Annotated in this window: 21 protein-coding genes; 10 read left to right on the top strand and 11 right to left on the bottom strand. The window is 72.5% G+C overall.

The genetic code is table 11. The features are described 5' to 3' along the window. Nucleotides 1-3: 3 nt before the first annotated feature. Nucleotides 4-1,194 carry a RimK family alpha-L-glutamate ligase gene (locus tag ACYU8I_RS03285; protein WP_460837405.1) on the bottom strand — a complete coding sequence of 397 codons (1,191 nt, stop codon included), beginning with the start codon at nt 1,192-1,194 and terminating at the stop codon, nt 4-6. A gap of 29 nt (nt 1,195-1,223) precedes the next feature. On the opposite strand from ACYU8I_RS03285, the gene ACYU8I_RS03290 reads away from it, so the two are divergent. Together ACYU8I_RS03290 and ACYU8I_RS03295 are read left to right on the top strand one after the other, a co-directional pair. Further along, complete coding sequence (locus ACYU8I_RS03290; protein ID WP_460837408.1) at nt 1,224-1,718, top strand: ATP-dependent zinc protease family protein; 495 nt, start codon at nt 1,224-1,226, stop codon at nt 1,716-1,718. A 1-nt stretch (nt 1,719) separates the two neighbouring features. Then, nucleotides 1,720-2,688, top strand: a complete 969-nt coding sequence (locus ACYU8I_RS03295) for a succinylglutamate desuccinylase/aspartoacylase family protein (protein WP_460837411.1) — start codon at nt 1,720-1,722, stop codon at nt 2,686-2,688. Here ACYU8I_RS03295 and ACYU8I_RS03300 read toward each other — a convergent pair. Together ACYU8I_RS03300 and ACYU8I_RS03305 are read right to left on the bottom strand one after the other, a co-directional pair. Further along, complete coding sequence (locus ACYU8I_RS03300) at nt 2,630-3,865, bottom strand: fatty acid desaturase family protein (RefSeq protein ID WP_460837414.1); 1,236 nt, start codon at nt 3,863-3,865, stop codon at nt 2,630-2,632. The two genes, ACYU8I_RS03295 and ACYU8I_RS03300, sit on opposite strands and share 59 nt — an antisense overlap. 80 nt (nt 3,866-3,945) lie before the next feature. Then, the gene (locus ACYU8I_RS03305) at nt 3,946-5,403 is read right to left on the bottom strand and encodes a glycine hydroxymethyltransferase (RefSeq protein WP_460837416.1); all 1,458 of its coding nucleotides are present in this window, start codon (nt 5,401-5,403) and stop codon (nt 3,946-3,948) included. A gap of 339 nt (nt 5,404-5,742) precedes the next feature. Here ACYU8I_RS03305 and ACYU8I_RS03310 point away from each other — a divergent pair, with 339 nt between their 5' ends. From ACYU8I_RS03310 to ACYU8I_RS03325, 4 genes are all read left to right on the top strand, one after another. Next, the gene (locus ACYU8I_RS03310; RefSeq protein ID WP_460837419.1) at nt 5,743-7,488 is read left to right on the top strand and encodes a nitrite/sulfite reductase; all 1,746 of its coding nucleotides are present in this window, start codon (nt 5,743-5,745) and stop codon (nt 7,486-7,488) included. Further along, the gene (locus tag ACYU8I_RS03315) at nt 7,485-7,685 is read left to right on the top strand and encodes a hypothetical protein (RefSeq protein WP_460837421.1); all 201 of its coding nucleotides are present in this window, start codon (nt 7,485-7,487) and stop codon (nt 7,683-7,685) included. The genes ACYU8I_RS03310 and ACYU8I_RS03315 overlap by 4 nt, the downstream gene beginning before the upstream one ends. After that, entirely contained in the window at nt 7,682-8,428 is a 747-nt protein-coding gene (locus ACYU8I_RS03320; protein ID WP_460837422.1) for a phosphoadenylyl-sulfate reductase, read from the top strand. The genes ACYU8I_RS03315 and ACYU8I_RS03320 overlap by 4 nt, the downstream gene beginning before the upstream one ends. Nucleotides 8,429-8,499: 71 nt before the next feature. Further along, nucleotides 8,500-9,243, top strand: coding sequence for a sirohydrochlorin chelatase (locus ACYU8I_RS03325; RefSeq protein WP_460837425.1), 744 nt, complete (start codon nt 8,500-8,502; stop codon nt 9,241-9,243). A gap of 354 nt (nt 9,244-9,597) precedes the next feature. Here the strand turns inward: ACYU8I_RS03325 and ACYU8I_RS03330 are convergent, their stop codons facing one another. The 3 genes from ACYU8I_RS03330 to ACYU8I_RS03340 are packed head-to-tail and all read right to left on the bottom strand — an operon-like array spanning nt 9,598 to nt 11,629. Next, nucleotides 9,598-10,017 (bottom strand): DUF3037 domain-containing protein, encoded by a 420-nt coding sequence (locus ACYU8I_RS03330; RefSeq protein WP_460837427.1) that lies wholly within the window; start codon nt 10,015-10,017, stop codon nt 9,598-9,600. Further along, nucleotides 10,005-10,769: a HipA family kinase gene (locus ACYU8I_RS03335; RefSeq protein WP_460837428.1), complete on the bottom strand. Its 765-nt coding sequence runs from the start codon at nt 10,767-10,769 to the stop codon at nt 10,005-10,007. The genes ACYU8I_RS03330 and ACYU8I_RS03335 overlap by 13 nt, the downstream gene beginning before the upstream one ends. Further along, nucleotides 10,766-11,629 (bottom strand): PPK2 family polyphosphate kinase, encoded by an 864-nt coding sequence (locus ACYU8I_RS03340; RefSeq protein WP_460837430.1) that lies wholly within the window; start codon nt 11,627-11,629, stop codon nt 10,766-10,768. The genes ACYU8I_RS03335 and ACYU8I_RS03340 overlap by 4 nt, the downstream gene beginning before the upstream one ends. 40 nt (nt 11,630-11,669) lie before the next feature. On the opposite strand from ACYU8I_RS03340, the gene ACYU8I_RS03345 reads away from it, so the two are divergent. From ACYU8I_RS03345 to ACYU8I_RS03355, 3 genes are read left to right on the top strand one after another with little or no spacing between them, the layout of a single operon-like run. Beyond that, the gene (locus ACYU8I_RS03345) at nt 11,670-12,773 is read left to right on the top strand and encodes an ATP-dependent DNA ligase (RefSeq protein WP_460837432.1); all 1,104 of its coding nucleotides are present in this window, start codon (nt 11,670-11,672) and stop codon (nt 12,771-12,773) included. 21 nt (nt 12,774-12,794) lie between these two features. Beyond that, complete coding sequence (locus tag ACYU8I_RS03350) at nt 12,795-13,319, top strand: hypothetical protein (protein WP_460837434.1); 525 nt, start codon at nt 12,795-12,797, stop codon at nt 13,317-13,319. Continuing rightward, a complete protein-coding gene (locus ACYU8I_RS03355) occupies nt 13,319-13,687 on the top strand; it encodes a hypothetical protein (RefSeq protein ID WP_460837437.1) in 369 nt (122 codons plus the stop codon). The genes ACYU8I_RS03350 and ACYU8I_RS03355 overlap by 1 nt, the downstream gene beginning before the upstream one ends. Nucleotides 13,688-14,284: 597 nt before the next feature. On the opposite strand, the gene ACYU8I_RS03360 is transcribed toward ACYU8I_RS03355, so the two are convergent. The 5 genes from ACYU8I_RS03360 to ACYU8I_RS03380 form a co-directional block, all read right to left on the bottom strand. Beyond that, a complete protein-coding gene (locus ACYU8I_RS03360; RefSeq protein ID WP_460837439.1) occupies nt 14,285-15,361 on the bottom strand; it encodes a DNA polymerase domain-containing protein in 1,077 nt (358 codons plus the stop codon). A 9-nt stretch (nt 15,362-15,370) separates the two neighbouring features. Next, nucleotides 15,371-16,549, bottom strand: a complete 1,179-nt coding sequence (locus tag ACYU8I_RS03365; RefSeq protein WP_460837442.1) for a heparan-alpha-glucosaminide N-acetyltransferase domain-containing protein — start codon at nt 16,547-16,549, stop codon at nt 15,371-15,373. Nucleotides 16,550-16,613: 64 nt separating this feature from the next. Continuing rightward, nucleotides 16,614-17,012, bottom strand: coding sequence for a hypothetical protein (locus tag ACYU8I_RS03370; protein ID WP_460837444.1), 399 nt, complete (start codon nt 17,010-17,012; stop codon nt 16,614-16,616). 58 nt (nt 17,013-17,070) lie between these two features. Beyond that, on the bottom strand, nt 17,071-18,270 hold the full coding sequence (locus tag ACYU8I_RS03375) for a fatty acid desaturase family protein (protein WP_460837446.1): 1,200 nt from the start codon (nt 18,268-18,270) through the stop codon (nt 17,071-17,073). Nucleotides 18,271-18,358: 88 nt separating this feature from the next. Then, nucleotides 18,359-19,438 (bottom strand): ferredoxin reductase, encoded by a 1,080-nt coding sequence (locus ACYU8I_RS03380; RefSeq protein WP_460837448.1) that lies wholly within the window; start codon nt 19,436-19,438, stop codon nt 18,359-18,361. Between the two features lie 156 nt (nt 19,439-19,594). On the opposite strand from ACYU8I_RS03380, the gene msrB reads away from it, so the two are divergent. Further along, the gene (gene msrB, locus ACYU8I_RS03385; protein WP_460837449.1) at nt 19,595-20,014 is read left to right on the top strand and encodes a peptide-methionine (R)-S-oxide reductase MsrB; all 420 of its coding nucleotides are present in this window, start codon (nt 19,595-19,597) and stop codon (nt 20,012-20,014) included. The last annotated feature ends 80 nt before the right edge of the window (nt 20,015-20,094 follow it).

Consider the following 20,094-nt stretch of genomic DNA (forward strand, 5'->3'; position numbering starts at 1 on the left):
GCCTCAGGCCTCGTGGATCGGGTCGGCGGGCAGCTTGCGCACCTTGCGGGTGCGGCGCCGGCGGCTCGGGATCATCGAGCGCATCTCCTCGAGCTTGCCGAAGCACACCAGCCGGTCTCCGGCCTCGAGCACGTGGCCCCGGCGCGGGTTCGGGATGACGCTGGTGCCGCGCTGCAGCGTGAGCACCGAGATGTCGCGCTCGCGCAGCCCCGAGTCGCCGATCGGAGTGCCGACGAGGTCGGAGGCGGCCTGCACGAGCAGCTCGGCGACGCCGTACCCGGTCGACACGGTGAGCCGCTGGCGCACGTCGATCTCGGGGAAGGCGACCTGGTTGTCGATGTGGTCGATGATCGCGCCGGCCACGTCGAGGTTGGTGGCGGTCTCGATGCCCTCGAGGCCCGGCGAGGAATTGACCTCCATCACGAGCGGGCCGTCGTTGCCCTCGAGCATGTCGACGCCGGCGACGCGCAGGCCCATGATCTGCGCCGACCGCACGGCGGCCTCCTCGAAGGCGGGGTCGAGGGTGACCTTCTCGACCGAGCCGCCCCGGTGCACGTTGGAGCGGAACTCGTCGCCCTTGGCCACGCGCCGCATCGCGGCGACCACCCGGTCGCCGACGACGAGGGCCCGGATGTCGCGGCCCTTGCTCTCGCTGACGAAGCGCTGGATCAGCACGTTCTGCCGGGTGCTCTGCAGCGTCTCGATGATCGCCTCGGCGACCTTGATGTCGGGGGCGAGGATCACGCCGATGCCCTGCGTGCCCTCGAGCAGCTTGATGACGACCGGCGCGCCGCCGACCCGCTCGATGGCGGGCAGCACGTCGGCCCGGTCGCGCACGAAGGTCGTCGCGGGCATGCCGATGTTGTGCCGCGAGAGGATCTGCGTGGCCCGCAGCTTGTCGCGGCTGTTGGCGATGCCGTACGACGTGTTCGGCGTGAAGACGTCCATCTGCTCGAACTGCCGCACGACAGCCGTGCCGAAGTACGTGATCGAGTTGCCGATCCGCGGGAGGATCGCGTCGTAGTGCGACAGCCGCTTGCCGCGGAACTGCAGGTCGGGCTCGTCGCCCGACAGGTCGATGCCGAACCGCAGCGTGTTCAGCACCTTGACCTCGTGGCCGCGGTCGAGCGCGGCGGTGCGCAGGCGCTGCGTACTGTACGCACGCGGCGCACGGGACAGGATCGCGAGCTTCATCTCACCAACAGATCTAGGAGTGGACGACGTTGGACGGACCTGGCGGGAACGACCCCCACCCTGGCGCACGGACCCGGGTCGGGTGGCGCGAATGGGTGAGCCTGCCCGCCGTCGGCGTCGACTGGGTCAAGGCCAAGATCGACACCGGGGCACGCACCAGCTCGCTGCACGCCTTCGACCTCGAGCACGAGCGTGACGGCGGTGAGCCGGTGGCACGCTTCACCGTACGCCCCTGGCAGGGCAGCGAGAGCGACCCGGTGCCCGTCACCTGCCCCGTGCTCGACGCGCGCGCGGTGCGCAGCAGCTCCGGCCACGCCGAGACCCGCCTCGTGGTCGGCATGCGCGTGCGCCTCGCCGGGCGCGAGGTCGACGCCGAGGTCACGCTCAGCCGGCGCGACGAGATGGACTTCCGGATGCTCGTCGGCCGCGAGGCCCTCGCCCAGGGCTTCCTCGTCGACCCGTCCGCGTCGTACGTCGGGGGCCGGCCGCCGCTCGCCGTGCGACGCCGCAACCGGGGGCGCTGAGGTGGCCCGTCCCTCCTTCGAGATCGGCCCGGTCAGGGTGCGACCCGGTCGGGCCCAGTCGTTGTCGCTGCCGATCATGCGCCTGGTCACCGGCGCCGACGTCGACCTGCCGCTGCGCGTGCTGCACGGGCGCGAGGACGGCCCCACGGTCTGGGTCGACGCCGCCATCCACGGCGACGAGGCGGTCGGCGTCGAGGTCGTGCGGCAGGTGCTGGCCGGGCTCGACCCCAAGGCGATGCGGGGCACGCTGATCGCGGTGCCGATCGTCAACGTGCTCGGCTTCATGAACGGCGACCGCTACCTGCCCGACCGGCGCGACCTCAACCGGTCGTTCCCCGGCTCGCCGCGGGGCTCGCTGGCCGCCCGCATCGCTCACCTGATGATGACCGAGGTGATCAGCAAGTGCGAGGTCGGCGTCGACCTGCACACCGCCGCCGACCGCCGCACCAACCTGCCGCAGGTGCGCGCCGACCTCGACGACCCCCGCACCCGCGAGCTGGCGCTCGCCTTCGGCGCGCCGCTGATGCTCCACGCCCCGCTGCGCGACGGCTCGCTACGCCAGGCCGCGCGCGAGCAGGGCGCCAAGGTGCTGCTCTACGAGGCTGGCGAGGCGTGGCGCATGGACCACTGGGCGATCGACGCCGGTGTGCGCGGCGTACGACGCGTGCTCGCGCTGCTCGGCATGGCCGAGCCCCTGGAGGGTGACGGGCCGACTGCGGTGGCCGAGTCGCGCCGCAGCGGGTGGGTGCGCTCGCGCGGCACCGGGCTGCTGCACCTCGAGGCCGAGCTCGGACAGGTCGTGGCCAGGGGCGACCGGCTCGGCGGCCTCTTCGACGGCTTCGGCAAGCGGGTGCGGCTGGTGCACGCCGACGGCGACGGCATCGTCATCGGCCACTCCACCGCGCCGGTCGTCAACCGTGGCGACGCGGTCGTCCACCTCGCCGAGGTCGCCGACCCGTCCGCCCGCTGACCCGGGCCCCGACCCGCACCCGCACCTCGTGGGCCGCCTCGCGCCACCCGCCCTCGGGCAGCGAGAGCCGCACCACCTTGTGCCAGGCCGAGCCGACCTGCTGGAGCAGCGGCGCCGAGTGGTAGCGCAGCCCGTGCCGCTCCATGACGTCGCGCACCGCGGGGGCGATCTGGGCGTAGCGGTTGCTCGGCAGGTCCGGGAAGAGGTGGTGCTCGATCTGGTGCGACAGGTTGCCGGTGAGCAGGTGCAGCAACGGGCTGCCGGAGATGTCGGCCGACCCGAGCATCTGGCGCAGGTACCACTCCCCCTGCGTCTCGTGCTCGGGCACGTGGTCGATCTCGAAGGTCTCGACGCCCTCCGGGAAGTGCCCGCACATGATCACCGAGTGGCTCCACACGTTGCGCACGACGTTGGCGACCACGGTGCCGAGGAGCGCGCGACCGGCGTAGCGGCCCGAGAGCGCGGGGAACAGCACGAAGTCGCGGGTGACCTGCCGACCGGCCTTGCGCAGCGTCGCGGCCCCACGGCGGCGCTGGTCGGCGGTCAGCGGCGTGCCGCTGCGGAAGGAGTCGCCGTACTCGAGGTCGTACATCGCGATGCCGTACTCGAAGACGCAGGCCGTGACGGCGTTCCACAGCGGCTGCACCAGGTGCCGCGGCCGCCACTCCTGCGACTCGTCGACGCGCAGGATGCCGTAGCCGAGGTCGTTGTCCTTGCCGAGCACGTTGGTGTGCACGTGGTGGGTGTTGTTGTGGCTGCGCTTCCACTCCGACGCGGGCGAGACGTGGTCCCACTCCCAGGTCGTCGAGTGGATCTTGGGGTCGCGCATCCAGTCCCACTGCCCGTGCAGGACGTTGTGGCCGATCTCCATGTTCTCGAGGACCTTCGACAGGGTCAGCGCGACGGTGCCGACCACCCACGCGGGGCGGTGGCGGCTGGCGAGCAGGCAGGCCCGCCCCACGAGCTCGAGCCGTCGCTGCGTCGCGATCACGCGCCGGATGTACGCCGCGTCGGCGGCACCGCGGCTGTCGACGACTCGCTGCCGGATCGCGTCGAGCTCGCGTCCGATGCGCTCGACGTCGGCCGGCGTCAGGTGGGCGGTGGGTCCGGCGAGCGGCGGCCGCGGGTGCGGCACCGGCGGTGTCGTCTGCGCGCGGGTGTGCGTCAGCACGGTCATGTCGGAGGTCCTCCGGGCAGGGGTCGGGGCGCGACGGTGGCCCTCGACCGCGATCCCCCGTCGGCCCCGGGCCAAACCGCTCAGGCCAGGTCGAGGCCGGGGTAGAGCGGGTGGGCGTCGAGCATCTCGGCCGCGCGGTCGTGCACCCGGGCCGCGACGCCGTCCTCGGTGGCGTACGTCGCCTTGGACGGCTCGCCCGCCTTGGTGGTGCCGGGCTGCGTCCTGGAGAGCACCTCGACGACGAGGTCGGCGACGGTGTCGAACTCGTCGTGGCCGAAGCCGCGCGTCGTCAGCGCCGGGGTGCCGAAGCGGATGCCGGAGGTGTACCAGGCGCCGTTGGGGTCGCCGGGCACCGAGTTGCGGTTGGTGACGATGCCGGCGTCGAGCAGCGCCGACTCGGCCTGGCGGCCGGTGAGGCCGAACGAGGAGACGTCGAGCAGCACGAGGTGGTTGTCGGTGCCCCCGGTGACCAGGGTGGCGCCGCGCGAGAGGAACCCGTCGGCCAGGGACTTCGCGTTGTCGGCGATCGACCGGGCGTAGGCCTGGAACGCGGGCTGACGGGCCTCGGCCAGCGCCACGGCCTTGGCGGCCATGACGTGCGAGAGCGGGCCACCGAGCACCATCGGGCAGCCGCGGTCGACGTCGCCGGCGAACTCCTCCTGCGCCAGCACGATGCCGCCGCGCGGGCCGCGCAGCGACTTGTGCGTGGTGCTGGTGACGAGGTGGGCGTGGGGCACCGGGTCCTGGTCGCCGGTGAAGACCTTGCCGGCGACCAGGCCGGCGAAGTGCGCCATGTCGACCATGAGCACGGCGCCGACCTCGTCGGCGATCTCGCGCATGGTGGCGAAGTTGACCCGCCGCGGGTAGGCGGAGTAGCCGGCGACGAGCACCAGCGGCTTGAACTCCTTGGCCTTGGCCCGCACCGCGTCGTAGTCGAGCAGCCCGGTCTCGGGGTCGGTGCCGTACTGCTGCTGGTGGAACATCTTGCCGCTGATGTTGGGCCGGAAGCCGTGCGTCAGGTGACCGCCGGCGTCGAGGCTCATGCCGAGCAGCCGCTGCTCGCCGAAGGACTTGCGCAGCGTCTCCCAGTCGGCCTCCGACAGCTCGTTGACGCTGCGCAGGCCCTTCTCGGCCAGCGCTGGGCTCTCGACCCGGTTGGCGAGGACCGACCAGAAGGCGACGAGGTTGGCGTCGATGCCGGAGTGCGGCTGCACGTAGGCGTACGGCGCCCCGAACAGCTCGCGGGCGTGCTCGGCCGCGAGCGCCTCGACGGTGTCGACGTTCTGGCAGGCGGCGTAGAACCGGTGCCCGACGGTGCCCTCGGCGTACTTGTCGCTGAACCACGTGCCCATCGTCAGCAGCACGGCCGGCGAGGCGTAGTTCTCCGACGCGATGAGCTTCAGCGACGAGCGCTGGTCGGCCAGCTCGGCGCGTGTGGCCTCGGCCACACGGGGCTCGACGGCGGCGATCACCTCCAGGGCCGCGTCGTACGCCGCCGAGACGGTCTTGCCGAGGGGCTCACTGGGGGTCGCGCTCATGGGGCCAGCGTAGGAGCCCCCGGCCCTCCTGGTCACCCCGCACCGTGGCCATCCGCCATGTGGACACACGTCTCACACCATGAGATCTGCGTTTGTGGTCGAGGTGTCCACGCCGTGAGACTCAGGGTCATGAGCAGTGCTGCGCCCGCCCTCCACCTCGTGACGCGACGTCACGTGGACCTCGGGCGCACCCGCAGCATGATGTGTCGCTCCCGCTGACCGAACGCTGACCAGTGCACCGTCCGGGGTACGTCCCGGACAACCCGCCCAGCGGCTCCCCGAGCGCGACACCGCCGTCGCCCTCCCGTGCGCCGCGCGTCGTACGAGGACAGACACTCGATGAGCTCCACCACCAGCCCTGCTCCCTCCTCCGGCCCCGCCGGACCCGCGGGCCGCGTCGGCCGCTCCGGCCGGGCGCGCCCCAAGCGCGGCGAGGGGCAGTGGGCGCTCGGCTACACCGAGCCGCTGAACAAGAACGAGCAGTCCAAGAAGGACGACAACCCCCTCAACGTCCGCGCCCGGATCATCAACATCTACTCCAAGCGCGGCTTCGCCAGCATCGACCCCGCCGACCTGCGCGGTCGGTTCCGGTGGATGGGCCTCTACACCCAGCGCGCGCCCGGCTTCGACGGTGGCAAGACCGCGATGCTCGAGGAGGAGGAGCTCGACGACGAGTTCTTCATGCTCCGGGTGCGCAGCGACGGCGAGCTGCTCGACGCGGCCAAGCTGCGTGCGCTGGGCAGCATCGGCACCGACTTCGCGCGCGGTACCGCCGACATCACCGACCGCCAGAACATCCAGTACCACTGGATCCAGGTCGAGGACGTGCCCGCGATCTGGGAGCGGCTCGACGAGGTCGGGATGACGAGCCTCGAGGCGTGCGGCGACAGCCCGCGCCCCTTCCTCGGCTCGCCGGTCGCCGGCGTCGCGGAGGCCGAGATCATCGACGCCACCCCGGCCCTGGAGGAGATCAAGCGTCGCTACATCGGCGACCCGGCCTTCTCCAACCTGCCGCGCAAGTTCAAGACGTCCGCCAGCGGTCACCCGGGCCACGACTGCGTGCCCGCCGTCAACGACATCTCCTTCGTCGGCACCGAGCACCCCGAGCACGGTCCCGGCTTCGACCTGTGGGTCGGCGGCGGGCTCTCGACCAACCCGATGCTCGCCCAGAAGCTCGGCGTCTGGATCGCCCTCGACGACGTCCCCGACGTGTGGGCCGGTGTCGCCGGCATCTTCCGTGACTACGGCTACCGCCGGCTCCGCTCGCGCGCCCGGCTGAAGTTCCTCGTCGCCGACTGGGGCGTGGAGCGCTTCCGCGAGGTCCTCGAGACCGAGTACCTCCACCGCGAGCTGGTCTCCCTGCCCTCCCCCGAGCCCGTGCCCGGCCTCGCCGACCACGTCGGCGTGCACCCCCAGAAGGACGGCCGCCACTACGTCGGCGTCGCCCCGGTCGCGGGCCGCATCGACGGCGCCACCCTCACCGGTGTCGGCGACGTCGTCGAGCGGTACGGCGCCTCGGGCGCACGGCTGACGGCGCACCAGAAGCTGGTCGTCCTCGGCGTCGAGGAGCAGCACGTCGAGTCCGTCGTCGAGGACCTCCGCGCCCTCGGCCTCGAGGCCCGACCGTCGGGCTGGCGCCGGGCGACCATGGCCTGCACCGGCATCGAGTTCTGCAAGCTCGCCATCGTCGACACCAAGCAGCGCGCCATCGACCTCGTCGCCGAGCTCGAGCGCCGCTTCCCCGACCTCGACACGGAGATCTCGGTCAACGTCAACGGCTGCCCCAACGCCTGCGCCCGCACGCAGGTCGCCGACATCGGCCTCAAGGGCATGCTCGTGATGGACGACGACGGCCAGCAGGTCGAGGGCTTCCAGGTGCACCTCGGAGGTGCGCTGGGCCTCGAGGCCGGGTTCGGCAAGAAGCTGCGGGCCCACAAGATCACCAGCGCCGGGCTCGACGACTACGTCACCGTCGTGGTCGGCAACTACCTCGCCGACCGCGAGCAGGGCGAGTCGTTCGCCCGGTGGGCCACCCGCGCCGACGAGGTGCTGCTGCGCGGCGAGAAGTCCCTGGAGGGGGCATGAGCGGCCGCAGCGTGCCCTTCCACTGCCCCTACTGCGCCAGTGAGGACCTCCGTCCCCACGAGGTCGACCCCGCCGAGGGCTCCGGCCACGGCGCCTGGGAATGCCACGCGTGCCTGCGGGCGTTCCGCGTCAGCCTGATCGGCCAGCTGCGACCCCCGGCCTCGGTGGCCGCCTCACGCGAGGAGCGCACCCGATGACCGCCCTGTCCACCATGACCGCCCGGGCCAACCGGGGCTCGGAGACCGAGGGCCGCTCGCCCGAGGAGCTCCGCGAGATCGTCAACGTCGTGGGCGCCGAGCTCGAGCTCGCCCCGGCCGAGGACATCATCGAGTGGGCCGTCGCCACCTTCGGCGAGCGCTTCTGCGTCACCTCCTCGATGGGCGACGCCGTGCTGTCCCACCTCGCCTCCCGGGTCGCGCCCGGTCTCGACGTCGTCTTCCTCGACACCGGCTACCACTTCGCCGAGACCATCGGCACCCGTGACGCCGTCGAGGCGACGATGCCGGTCAACGTCGTCTCGCTGACGCCCGAGCAGACCGTCGCCCAGCAGGACGCGGCGTACGGCAAGGACCTCTTCGCCCGCGACCCCGACCTGTGCTGCGCCCTGCGCAAGGTCGAGCCGCTGCGCGAGGGACTGTCCGGGTACGACGCCTGGGCCACCGGCCTGCGTCGAGCCGAGACCCACGACCGCGTCATCGCGCCGGTCGTCGGGTGGGACGAGCGCAAGCAGAAGGTCAAGGTCTCCCCGCTCGCGCGCTGGAGCGACGACGACGTCGACCGCTACGTCGCCGAGCACGGCGTGCTGGTCAACCCGCTGCAGTACGACGGCTACCCCTCGATCGGGTGCTGGCCCTGCACCCGTCGGGTCGCGCCCGGCGACGACCCGCGCAGCGGCCGTTGGTCCGGCACCAACAAGACCGAGTGCGGCATCCACCTCTAGTCCAGCCCGTTCCTCCGCGCGTGACGACGACGTCCGCGCTCCCTGCTCCACCGCCCGAAGGGAGTCGGCCCATGACCGCCCCAGCCCTGCTGACCGTCGCGCACGGCAGCCGTGACCCCCGTTCCGCCGCCACCGTCCAGGCCCTCACCGCCCAGGTCCGCGAGATGCGGCCCGACCTGCGGGTCGAGGCGGCGTTCCTCGAGCTCTCCTCCCCCGGCGTGCTCGAGGCCGTCGACCGGCTCGTCGCCGAGGGTGTCGAGGAGGTGGTGGTGGTCCCGCTGCTGTTCAGCGAGGCCTACCACGCCACCGTCGACGTGCCCCGCGTCGTCGAGGCCGCCATGGCGCGCCACCCCGGCCTCAAGGTCCGAGCCAGCCGGATCCTCGGCCACGAGCCCGCCTTCCTCGGCGTGCTCGACCAGCGGCTGCGCGAGGCGCTGTCGCAGGCTCGGGTCCGCGAGCTCGACGCGCTCGTGCTCGCCACCGCCGGCTCCAGCGACCCCGTCGCCAACCAGGCCGTCGCCCGGCTCGCCCGCGTCTGGGGCGCCCGCCACCGGCTGCCCGTGACCGCGGCCTTCGCCTCGGCCGCTCCCCCGGCCACCGGCGAGGCCGTCCGGGCCTTCCGGCGCGAGGGCAAGCGCCACGTCGCGGTCGCGTCGATGTTCCTCGCCCCGGGGTTCCTGCCCGACCGGGCCGCCGAGCTCGCCCTCGAGGCCGGCGCCGTCGCCGTCTCTGACCCCCTCGGCCCCGCCCCCGAGGTCGCCCGCACCGTCCTCGCCCGCTACCTCGTCGGCGCCCTGGAGCTCGTGCCGGTCTGAAGGTCTGCCGCCCCCGAGCGTTGCTTTTCGAACGAAACGCACCCGACACGCCGATGACCCGGGGTGCGGATCGGTCGGAACGTGCCGGACGCGGTGCTTTTCGATCGAAAAGCGCCAGTGGGGGCCAGGTCTGGTGGTCCTCCGACCGAAACGCACCCGACACGCCGACGGCCAGGGTGCGGATCGGTCGGAACGTGCCGGACGCGGTGCTTTTCGATCGAAAAGCGCCAGTGGGGGCCAGGTCCGGTGGTCCTCCGACCGAAACGCTCCCGACACGCCGACGGCCAGGGTGCGGATCGGTCGGAGCTCGCGCGACGGGGTGCCTTTCGTTCGAAAAGCACGCGTTGCACCGGCCTACCCGACGTACGCCGCGAGCAGGCGGGTGAGCTCGGCGGCGGGGTCGGCGGTGACGCCGGAGTGCACGGGCGAGGGCTGCAGCACCGTGCTGCGCGGGGCCTTGAGCAGGCCGAAGCGGGTGCTGAGGGTGTCGGCGACCTCGCGGGTGCCGTACGCCGTGGCGCGTGAGCCGACGCTGAGGTCGAGGTGGGCGCCGCCACGGCACACCTCGGCGACCCCGGCCAGCGCGCGGCGCACCGAGTCCAGGTCTATCGACGGGTCGACCGCCCGCAGGCGAGCGTCGTCGACGTGCGCGGCGCAGTCGAGGAAGCCGGCCGACTCGCAGTGGACGACCACGCCGACGTTGAGGAACTCCTCGCGCTCGACGCGCGGCACGCACCGCAGCACGAGGTACTGGTAGGCCATCACGGCAGCCACCCCCGCTCCCCCGAGGCGTCGCCCGCCACCCGCGCGTGGAGGAAGTCGACGTAGCGCTGCCTGACCGCGTCGGGCGTCTCGGCGCCCGGCACCGGCTCGAGCCAGCCGTCGGGCACCTCGGCCAGCACGGCCTCGAGGGCCGAGCGGCTCAACCGGCCGGCGAGCGCGCCGTCCTGGGCCCGGGCCGAGGCGGCGTACCGGCCCAGGATGTGCTCGCCGGCGTCGTACGGCTGGTTCGCGAAGCGCTCGGGCGAGCCCGCACCTCCGGGCCACGAGTAGTGGAAGTACAGCGATGCGCCGTGGTCGATCGCCCACAGCCCGCCGCCCCAGAGCAGCAGGTTGGGGTTGCGCCACGAGCGGTCGACGTTGGCGGTGAGCGCGTCGAGCCACAGGATCCGCCCGGCCAGGTCGGGGTCGGGCTCGTAGGAGGCGTCGTAGCCGAAGGCGCGGTGCAGCCAGTCGACACCGAGGTTCGAGCCGAGGCTGGCGGTCAGCAGGTCCTGCACCTCCTCGTCGGCCTCGTAGCGGGCGATGTCGCGTGGCAGGTCGACCTCGACGAGCTCGGGCACCGGCACGTCGACCAGCCGTGCGACACCGGCGACGACCACCTCGGCCACCAGCACCCGCAGGCCCTGGCCGGCGCCGCGGAACTTCACGACGTAGGTGCCGAGGTCGTCGGCCTCGACCACGCCTGGCAGCGACCCTCCCTCGCGCAGCGGGGTGACGTAGCGGGTCGCCCGGACCTGCCTCACGCGTCGTCCTCCTCCAGCCGGGCGCGCTGCTCGGCGACGTCGTAGTCGGGCTCGGGCCACTCCAGGCGCATGCCGCGCAGCCCCTCGAGGAGCAGCTGGGCGACGGCCCAGTTGCGGTACCACTTGGTGTCGCTCGGCACGACGTACCAGGGCGCCTGGTCGTGGCTGCAGCGCTCGAGCGCGGCGGCGTACGCCGACTGGTACGCCGCCCAGTGGGCCCGCTCGTCGATGTCGCCGGGCTTGAACTTCCACTGCTTGAGCGGGTCGTCGAGCCGGGCGAGCAGCCGCTCGCGCTGCACCTCGGCCGAGACGTGGAGGAAGCACTTGAGCACCAGCGTCCCCTGCGCGACCAGGTCGCGCTCCCAGTCGACGATCGCGGCGTAGCGGCGCTCGAGCTCGTCGGCGTCGACGTGCTCGTGCACGCGCGGCACCAGGACGTCCTCGTAGTGCGAGCGGTCGAAGACCCCCACCTGACCCGCTGCGGGCAGCGCCCGGTCGATGCGCCACAGGAAGTCGTGGGCGAGCTCCTCCTCGGTGGGCTTCTTGAACGACGTGAGACGCAGCGCCAGCGGGCTCAGCACACCGAGCGACTTCTCGACCACCCCGCCCTTGCCGGCGGTGTCCATGCCCTGCAGCACCACTAGCACCCGACGGGTGCCGCCGGTGTAGGCGTCGGCGTAGAGCCGCTCCTGCAGGTCGACCAGCTCGTCGCGCAACGCGCGCAGCGCCTGCTGGCCCTCCCGCTTGTTGGGCGGCCCGACAGGTTGGCGACCGGTCGGCAGCGCCGCCAGGTCGACCGGGCCCGGGCCCAGTCGCAGCGCGTCGGTGAGGTCGTACGACGGGGCCGAGGGCTCGCTCATGGTCGCGAGTATGTCCTAGGCGTCGCGTAGGTTCGCCCCCGTGGACCTGCCCGTCATGCCGCCCGTGCGCCCGATGCTCGCCAAGTCGGTCAAGGGCGTGCCCGACCCGGCGAAGGTCGACGGTGGCGTGCTGTTCGAGCCCAAGTGGGACGGGTTCCGCTGCCTGGTGTTCCGAGACGGCGACGAGGTCGAGCTGACCTCGCGCAACACCAAGCCGCTGACGCGCTACTTCCCCGAGGTGGTCGTGGCGGTGCGCGAGCAGCTGCCCGAGCGCTGCGTGCTCGACGGCGAGCTCTTCGTGGCGATCGGCGACCGGCTGGAGTTCGAGGTGCTGCAGGAGCGCATCCACCCGGCCGCGTCCCGCATCACCATGCTGAGCGAGAAGACGCCGGCGTCGTTCGTGGCGTTCGACCTGCTCGCGATCGGCGACGAGTCCCTCGTCGACGCCTCCTTCTCCGAGCGCCGCGCCCGCCTGGAGGCGGCCCTGGGCGACCTCGACGGCCCGTGCTACCTCACCCGGGTGACGGGTGAGCGCGAGGAGGCCGAGCGGTGGTTCGAGCAGTTCGAGGGCGCGGGGCTCGACGGCGTCGTCGCCAAGCCGCTCGCGGCGCCGTACGTCGAGAACGCCCGCACCATGCTGAAGATCAAGCACGCCCGCACCGCCGACGTGGTCGTCGCCGGCTACCGGCTGCACAAGACCTCCACCCCCGAGCGGCCACTGCTCGGCTCGCTGCTGCTGGGGCTCTACGACGGCGACGCGCTGCAGCACGTCGGCGTCGCGGCGTCCTTCACCGAGAAGCGCAGGGCCGAGCTGCTCGAGGAGCTCCGTCCGCTCGAGGTCGACGTCGCTGACCACCCGTGGAAGGCGTGGGCGGGCGACGCGATCGCCAACCCCGACCGGGTGCCAGGCACCCAGAGCCGCTGGAGCCAGGGCAAGGACCTCTCCTTCACCCCGGTGCGCCCCGAGCGCGTGCTCGAGGTCGGCTACGAGCACATGGAGGGGCGCCGCTTCCGCCACACCGCGCAGTTCAAGCGCTGGCGCGACGACCGCGACCCCGCGTCGTGCGGCTACGAGCAGCTCGAGGAGGTCGCGTCGTACGACCTCGGCTCGGTGCTCGGTGCCGGCCGGGTCGACGGTTCCTGACGGGCGCGGCATCCTGGGGCCATGGCCGACGACGGTGGTGACGAGGTGACCCGCTACGAGGTGGTGGTGCTCGTCGAGCGCGCCCTCGACCCGACCGACGCCGCCCGGTTGCAGTCGCTGCACGAGGGCGTCGACGCCCCGGTCCGCTACCACCTGCTGCTGCCGGTCGAGGACGCCGCGCGCGGTGTCGACGGGGCGATGACCCAGCTCTCGTCGGGCGAGGTGTTCAGCGCACCGGCCGTGACCGTGCCGCCGGAGGTGACCGAGGAGGTGCGCCGCGACCTGCTCGCCGCGTGCCGCGCCCGGGTCGACGCCTCCGTGGACGCGCTCGAGGCCGCCGGCGCGGAGGCCGTCGGTCGTGCGGCCTGCGAGGAGCCCCTGCAGGCGCTGACGGCGACCGTGCGCGACGTCGACGCCCGCGAGGTGATCATCGTGACCCGTCCGCACGTGGTGCAGGAGTTCTTCCACGTCGACTGGACCTCGCGCGCCGAGCGTCGTCTCGACGTCCCCGTGCTGCACCTGCTCGGCCACGCGAGCGAGCGCTGATGGGTCTGTTCCGCCGCCGCGGGCCGGAGCCGCGGCCACCGGTGGCCGACCTGTCCGAGGTGCTCGACGTCCAGGGCGAGTCCTGGCCGCTGGCCGACCTGCTCGTCGCCGCCCGCGTCGACGCCGGACGGCTCTCGGTGGAGCTCTACCACCCGTCGTTCGCCGACCCGCGGTTCCCGACCGAGACCCGGCTCGCGGTCGCGCAGGAGCTGCTCGTCGCCGTGCTCGGCGAGCGGGGGGCCCGCCAGGTCGTGCACCGGCTGACCGCTGTCACCTTCGCGCCCATCGACGCGTTCAGCGCCGAGGCACTGAGAGCCTTCGCCCGCTCCCTCGGCGCCGACGTCGACCCACCGGCCGCCGAGGCCTGAGGCCTCATCCCACGGGTGCGGTGGCCGCCCCTTCGTGGCTCGCTCCGCTCGCACCTCAGGGAGCAGAAAGTGGTTCGCTCCGCTCGCACCTCAGGGAGCAGGAAGTGGTTCGCTCCCTGAGGAGCGCCGCGAGGGACGAGCGGGGCGTCACGAAGGGCGCGGCACCATCGGCCCGCGGCGGTGTGGGCCTTCGCCCTTCGTGGCTCGCTCCGCTCGCACCTCAAGGAGCGGTACTTGGTCGCTCCGCTCGCACCTCAGGCAGCAGGAAGCGGCCCGCTCCCTGAGGAGCGCCGCGAGGGACGAGCGGGGTGTCACGAAGGGCGCGGCACCATCGGCCCGCGGCGGTGTGGGCCCTCGCCCTTCGTGGCTCGCTCCGCTCGCACCTCAGGGAGCAGGAGGCGGTTCGCTCCCTGAGGAGCGCCGCGAGGGACGAGCGGGGCGTCACGAAGGGCGCGGCACCAGCGGCCCGCGGCGGTGTGGGCTTCGCCCTTCGTGGCTCGCTCCGCTCACACCTCAGGGAGCGATGCGGGTCGCTCCGCTCGCACCTCAGGGAGCGGTGCCTTGTCGCTTCGCTCGCACCTCAGGGAGCGGGGGCGGTCAGCCGTCGACGCGGTTGCCGTGCTCGTCCCAGTGGGAGGCGACCTTCTTGGAGGGCTGCACACGGGGCGGCTCGCCGGGCATCTTGGGGTGGTCGGGCGGGTAGTTGGCCTCGCCCTCGGGCGACTCGTCGTAGAGCCGGATCAGCGACTCGATCGAGCCGGGGGTGTCGTCGATGCCCGCCCACGGGTCGCCGTCGGCGAGCCGCTCGGGGACGGTCCACAGGTTGAGCTCGGAGGGGTCCTGGAGCGCCGCCAGGTCGTCCCACGACAACGGCGTCGAGACCGGGGCACCCGGCTTGGGTCGCAAGGAGTACGCCGAGGCGATGGTGCGGTCGCGGCAGTTCTGGTTGAAGTCGACGAAGATGCGCTCGCCGCGCTCCTCCTTCCACCACGCGGTGGTGACGCCGTCGTCGCGCTGCTCGAGGGCCCGGCCGAACCCGAGCGCGGCGTGTCGCACGTCGACGAAGTCCCAGCGCGACTCGATGCGCACGTAGACGTGGACGCCACGGTTGCCGCTCGTCTTCACCCACCCGGTGAGCCCGTGCTCGGCCAGCAGCTCGCGGGCGACGCCGGCGACCCGCACCGCGTCGCGGAACCCGGTGCCGGGCTGCGGATCGAGGTCGATCCGCAGCTCGTCGGGATGGTCGTTGTCGTCGCGCCGCGTCGGCCACGGGTGGAACGTGATGGTGCCCATCTGGGCGCACCAGCCCACGGTCGCGAGGTTGGCGACGCAGACCTCGTCGGCAGGCCGGCCGCTGGGGAAGACGACGCGCGCGGTCTCGACGTACGGCGGCGCCCCCTTCGGCACGCGCTTGGAGTAGAACGCGTCGCTCGGGTCACCGCGCCCCGTGGCCAGGGTGATCCCCGGCAGCACGCCCGTCGTCCAGCGCTCCAGCGCCGTCGGGCGGTCGCGCAGCGCCCGCATGACGCCGTCCTGCACCGAGAGGTAGTAGGCGACGACCTCGCGCTTGGTCGCCTCGGGCGTGGTGTCGGTGGCGGGGTAGATCACCCGGTCGGGGCTGCTCACGCGCACCTCGAGCCCGTCGGCCTCCAGCATCACGGGCTTGGTCGCCATGGGCCGACCCTACGGCGCGGCACCGACGGGTGCCGCGGGCCCGGTGACGGCGCGCCGCACGAGACGGCTCGCGAGGGCGACGACCGCCTCGAGCGGGCCCCGCCGACGCACGAGCGCGAACACGGCCCCGACGACCAGCGCGAGGCTCACGTGCTGCAGGTAGGTCGTGGTGTCGGGGTCGTCGAGCAGCGAGGCACGGAGCACGACGTGCGCCGTGTAGAGGCTCAGCGTCATCGCGCCCGCGCCGAGGACGACGGCGGCCACGCGGGGGGCGAGGTTCCCGGCCACGAGCGCCACCGCCAGCACCAGGCAGGCGGTGCCGGCGGTGCCGGCGAGGTCGAGGGGTGTGCCCGAGTGCGGGGCGTCGACCGCGAGCCACCACCACGACCCGGGTGGGGTCGTGCCGTAGAACCCGGTGCTGAGGCGGCCGGCCGCGCTCTCGAGCGGGCCGAAGCGCAGCTCGAGCAGCTCGCGTGCGCCTGGCTGCGCCAGCAGGGAGCGCGAGGTGGCCGACGCCATCATCGCGGTCCCGAGCCCGATCAGCCCGAGCACGAGCGGCAGGGTCCGCGCACGCAGGTCGCACCGACCGATGGCCATGCCGAGCAGCACGTAACCGAGCCACGGCAGCGCCGGGTAGTACCCGGTCAGCAGGAGCGTCCAGGACAGTCCGCCTGGGTCAGCGACCAGCGTGCCGAAGGTGGGGTTCTCGAAGCCGGACGCCGGGAGCCCGGCACGCACCAGGTGCGAGACGACCGGGGCCAGCAGCAGCCACGGCACGGCGAGGGCGAACAGCACGCCCGCGCGCAACGTCAGGAACGGCAGCGCGAGCAGGAAGAACAGCCCGTAGTAGACGAGGATCACCGCGATGCCCGACTCGAGCTCGCCGAGCCCGAGTCCGACGGCCGCCACGAGCACCGCACGCACCGCGAGCGCGGCTGCCGCGCCCGCGAGCGGACGTCCGGCGAGGGGCTGGCGGCCACCGCTGGTCAGGGCGATGCTCACACCGGCCAGGACGGCGAAGAGTGCCGAGGCGCGCCCGCCGGCGATCGCGTGCGTCATCGTCTCCCGCTGCGTCACCGGGTCGAGCCCGGGCAGCACGTGGACGGCCATCATGCCGAGCAGCGCGACGCAGCGCGCCACGTCGACCCCGACGACCCGGCTGCTCGCTGGTGCGGTCCCGAGGATCACGAGGGCGATGCTCCCCCGGGCCCGGTGGCGGCGAGGAGGCGACCCGCCGTACGGCGAGGCGCGCTCACGCCGGCGGGGTGAGCTCCTCGAGGACCTCGTGGGGCTCGAAGGTGGGGCGCCGGTCGTCGACGTCACGGTTCTTGCGCACGAACTCGAAGCCCGAGCAGGTCACCATCACCCAGCGCTCGGGCGGCCCGGACTGGCCGAGCCACACGGGGTGGTCGGGGGCCCAGGTGCGCAGGGCGTGCTCGGCGCACTCGCGGTGCACCGGCGGGAAGAGGAAGGAGTTGCGCGCCTGCTCGTCGACCGTGCCGATGATCACGAGCGGACGGCCGAGGGTGCTGGCGCACACCCCGCAGATGCGGCTCAGCGCGCACTGGGTGACCCGGGCCTTGTGCAGGCCCAGGTCGCCCGCGCTGGCGAAGGGGACGGCGCCGATCCCGACGCGCGGTTGGTCGATCACGGCTGCTGCCGCCTCCCTCGTCGTGCTGCTCGTCGTGCTGCTCGTCGTACGTCGCGGATCAAGCGGTCTGCCGCGAGGTCCAGTTGCCCGTCTCGAGCCGCTTGGACTGCCGCGCGACCTCGGCCACCCGGCCCCGCGGGACCTCCATGTCGACGACGGGGGTCGTCGGCTTGTCGGAGGAGGTGTACTTGTTGGGCAGCGACAGCTTCATGATCGTGCGCAGCGTCTGGCCGTACTGCCGGTGGAGCGGACCCGTGGTGTACGGGATGCCGTACTTCTCGCACAGCGGCCGCACCCGCATCGAGATCTCGGGGTAGCGGTTGCTCGGCAGGTCGGGGAACAGGTGGTGCTCGATCTGGTAGCCGAGGTTGCCGCTCATCACGTGCAGGAACGGACTGCCGGTGAAGTTGGCCGCGCCCAGGATCTGGCGCAGGTACCACTCGGCCCGGGTCTCGTCCTCGATCTCCTCCTCGGTGAAGTGGAGCGCACCGTCGGGGAAGTGACCGCAGAAGATGATCATGTAGGACCACAGGTTGCGGGTGAGGTTGGCCGCGGCGTTGGCCTGCAGCGTCTGCTTCCACCCGGGGCCGGCGAGGGCCGGGAAGACGACGTAGTCCTTCAGCACCTGCTTGCGGACCTTGCGGCCGATCTGCAGCAGCTGCTTCTTCATCACCTCCGGGTCCTTCTCGAGCTTGCGGATCGCCTCGATGTCGAGGTCGTGGAGGGCGACGCCCCACTGGAACAGCGTGGCGAGCATGAAGTTGTAGACGGGCTGGCCGAGGTTGGCGGGGTGCCACTTCTGCTCGCGCGCCATGCGGAGGATGCCGTAGCCGATGTCGTTGTCGTGGCCGAGCACGTTGGTGAACTGGTGGTGCACGTAGTTGTGGCTGTGCTTCCACTGCTCGGCGGGCTGGGTGGTGTCCCACTCCCAGGTGCTGGAGTGGATCTCCGGGTCGTTCATCCAGTCCCACTGGCCGTGCATGACGTTGTGGCCGATCTCCATGTTCTCGAGGATCTTGGCCGCGCCGAGCATGGCGGTGCCGGCGACCCAGGCCGGCTTCCAGCGGCTGGCGAACAGCGCCACACGCCCGCCGGCGGCGAGGCCGCGCTGGATCTTGATCAGGCGGTGGATGTACGCCGCGTCCTGGTCGTTGCGCGAGGCCTCGATGTCGGCCCGGATCTGGTCGAGCTCCTTGCCGAGCTCCTCCACCTGCTCGGGCGTGAGGTGGGTGTACTCCTTGACGTCCGCGATGGCCATCGGCGGACTCCCTTCGGTCGGGTGCTGGATGGTGCTGCTGGGTCGTGCCGGTCGTGCCGGTCGTGCGGGTCGTGCTGGTGGAGCGGGGTCAGATGTCGAGCTGGCAGTCGCCGGCGAGCGCGGTCACGCACGTCTGGATCTGCTCGTTGGGGCCGGAGAACTCCTCGCCGCTGCGCAGGTCGCGCACGGTGCCCTCGACGAGGGTGAGGGTGCAGGTGTGGCAGATGCCCATCCGGCAGCCGTAGGGCATGCCGACGCCGGCGGCCTCGCCGGCCTCGAGCACGGTCTCGGCGCCGTCGGCCTCGTAGGACTTGTTGGTGTTGGTGAAGGTGAGCGTGCCGCCCTCCGCGCCGTCGCCCCCGAGGTCGAGGGTGAAGCGCTCGAGGTGCAGGGAGTCCTCGATCCCGGCGGCCTCCCAGCACTCCTCGCACGCGTCGAGCATCGGGGCCGGGCCGCAGGCCCAGGTCTCGCGCTCCTGCCAGTCGGGGCACAGCTCGGCGAGGTCGTCGGGGAAGGTGACCATCCCCATCGTGTCGGTGTACTGCTCGTGGACGCTCAGGCCGTCGTGCTCGGCGGCCAGCGCGCGCAGCTCGTCGCGGAAGATCATCCGCTCCTCGCTGGTCGAGCTGTAGACCACCCGGACGTCGGGCACGCTGTCGCGTCGGTCGAGCGTGCGGAGCATCGCCATCACCGGCGTGATGCCGCTGCCGCCGACGAGGAACAGCATCTTGGCGGGCGGTGGGTCGGGCAGCACGAAGTCGCCCTTGGGCTCGGCGAGCCGGATGATCGTGCCGGGCGCCAGCCCGGAGACCAGGTGCTCGGAGAGGAAGCCCTCCGGCATCGCCCGCACCGTGATCGCGATGTGGCGGCCCTCGCGCTTGGGCGGCGACGACACCGAGTAGGAGCGCCAGTGCCACTTGCCCTGCACCTGCACCCCGATCCCGACGTACTGGCCGGCCTTGTGGTCGTGGCGCCACCCCCAGCCCGGGCGGATGACGATCGTGGCCGCGTCGTCGGTCTCCTGCTTGACCCGCGTGATCCGCCCGCGCAGCTCACGTGAGGTCCACAGCGGGTTGACCAGCTTGAGGTAGTCGTCGGGGGCCAGCGGTGTCGTCAGCCGCGAGCCGACGCGACGTACCCGCTCCCACGACACCCGCTCGGCGACCATGCACCCTCCTGAGGACTTTGGGTGAACGCCTGTCCACCCTGCACTGTGAGTTACCCAACAACCCGTCACCCAACCAGCGCAAGGGGCTCGTGTCCGGCGATCCGGACAGCCGACCGCTCCCCCGGCGCCCTTGGGCCCGAGAACTACGCTGGGGACATGGCTTACGAGGTGCAGAAGACCGACGCTCAGTGGCGCGAGGAGCTCTCGGCCGAGGAGTTCCACGTGCTGCGGCAGGCGGGCACGGAGCGTCCCTTCACCGGCGAGTACACCGACACCAAGACCGAGGGCGTCTACTCCTGCCGTGCGTGCGGGGCCGAGCTGTTCCGCTCGGAGACCAAGTTCGAGTCGCACTGCGGCTGGCCGTCGTTCTACGCCCCGCTCGCCGGCGATTCCGTCGAGTACGTCGAGGACAGGTCCTTCGGCACCGTCCGCACCGAGGTCCGCTGCGCCCGCTGCGGCTCCCACATGGGCCACGTCTTCGAGGGCGAGGGCTACGGCACGCCGACCGACCAGCGCTTCTGCATCAACAGCATCTCGGTCAAGCTCGAGCCCGTGACGGCCGACGCCGAGGGCTGATCCCCCACCGCACGACGACGGAGGCGTCCGCGATCACCGGGTGATCGCGGACGCCTCCGTCGTGTGGAGGGGTGCGCGCG

This window comes from Nocardioides marmoraquaticus (genome assembly GCF_054777915.1).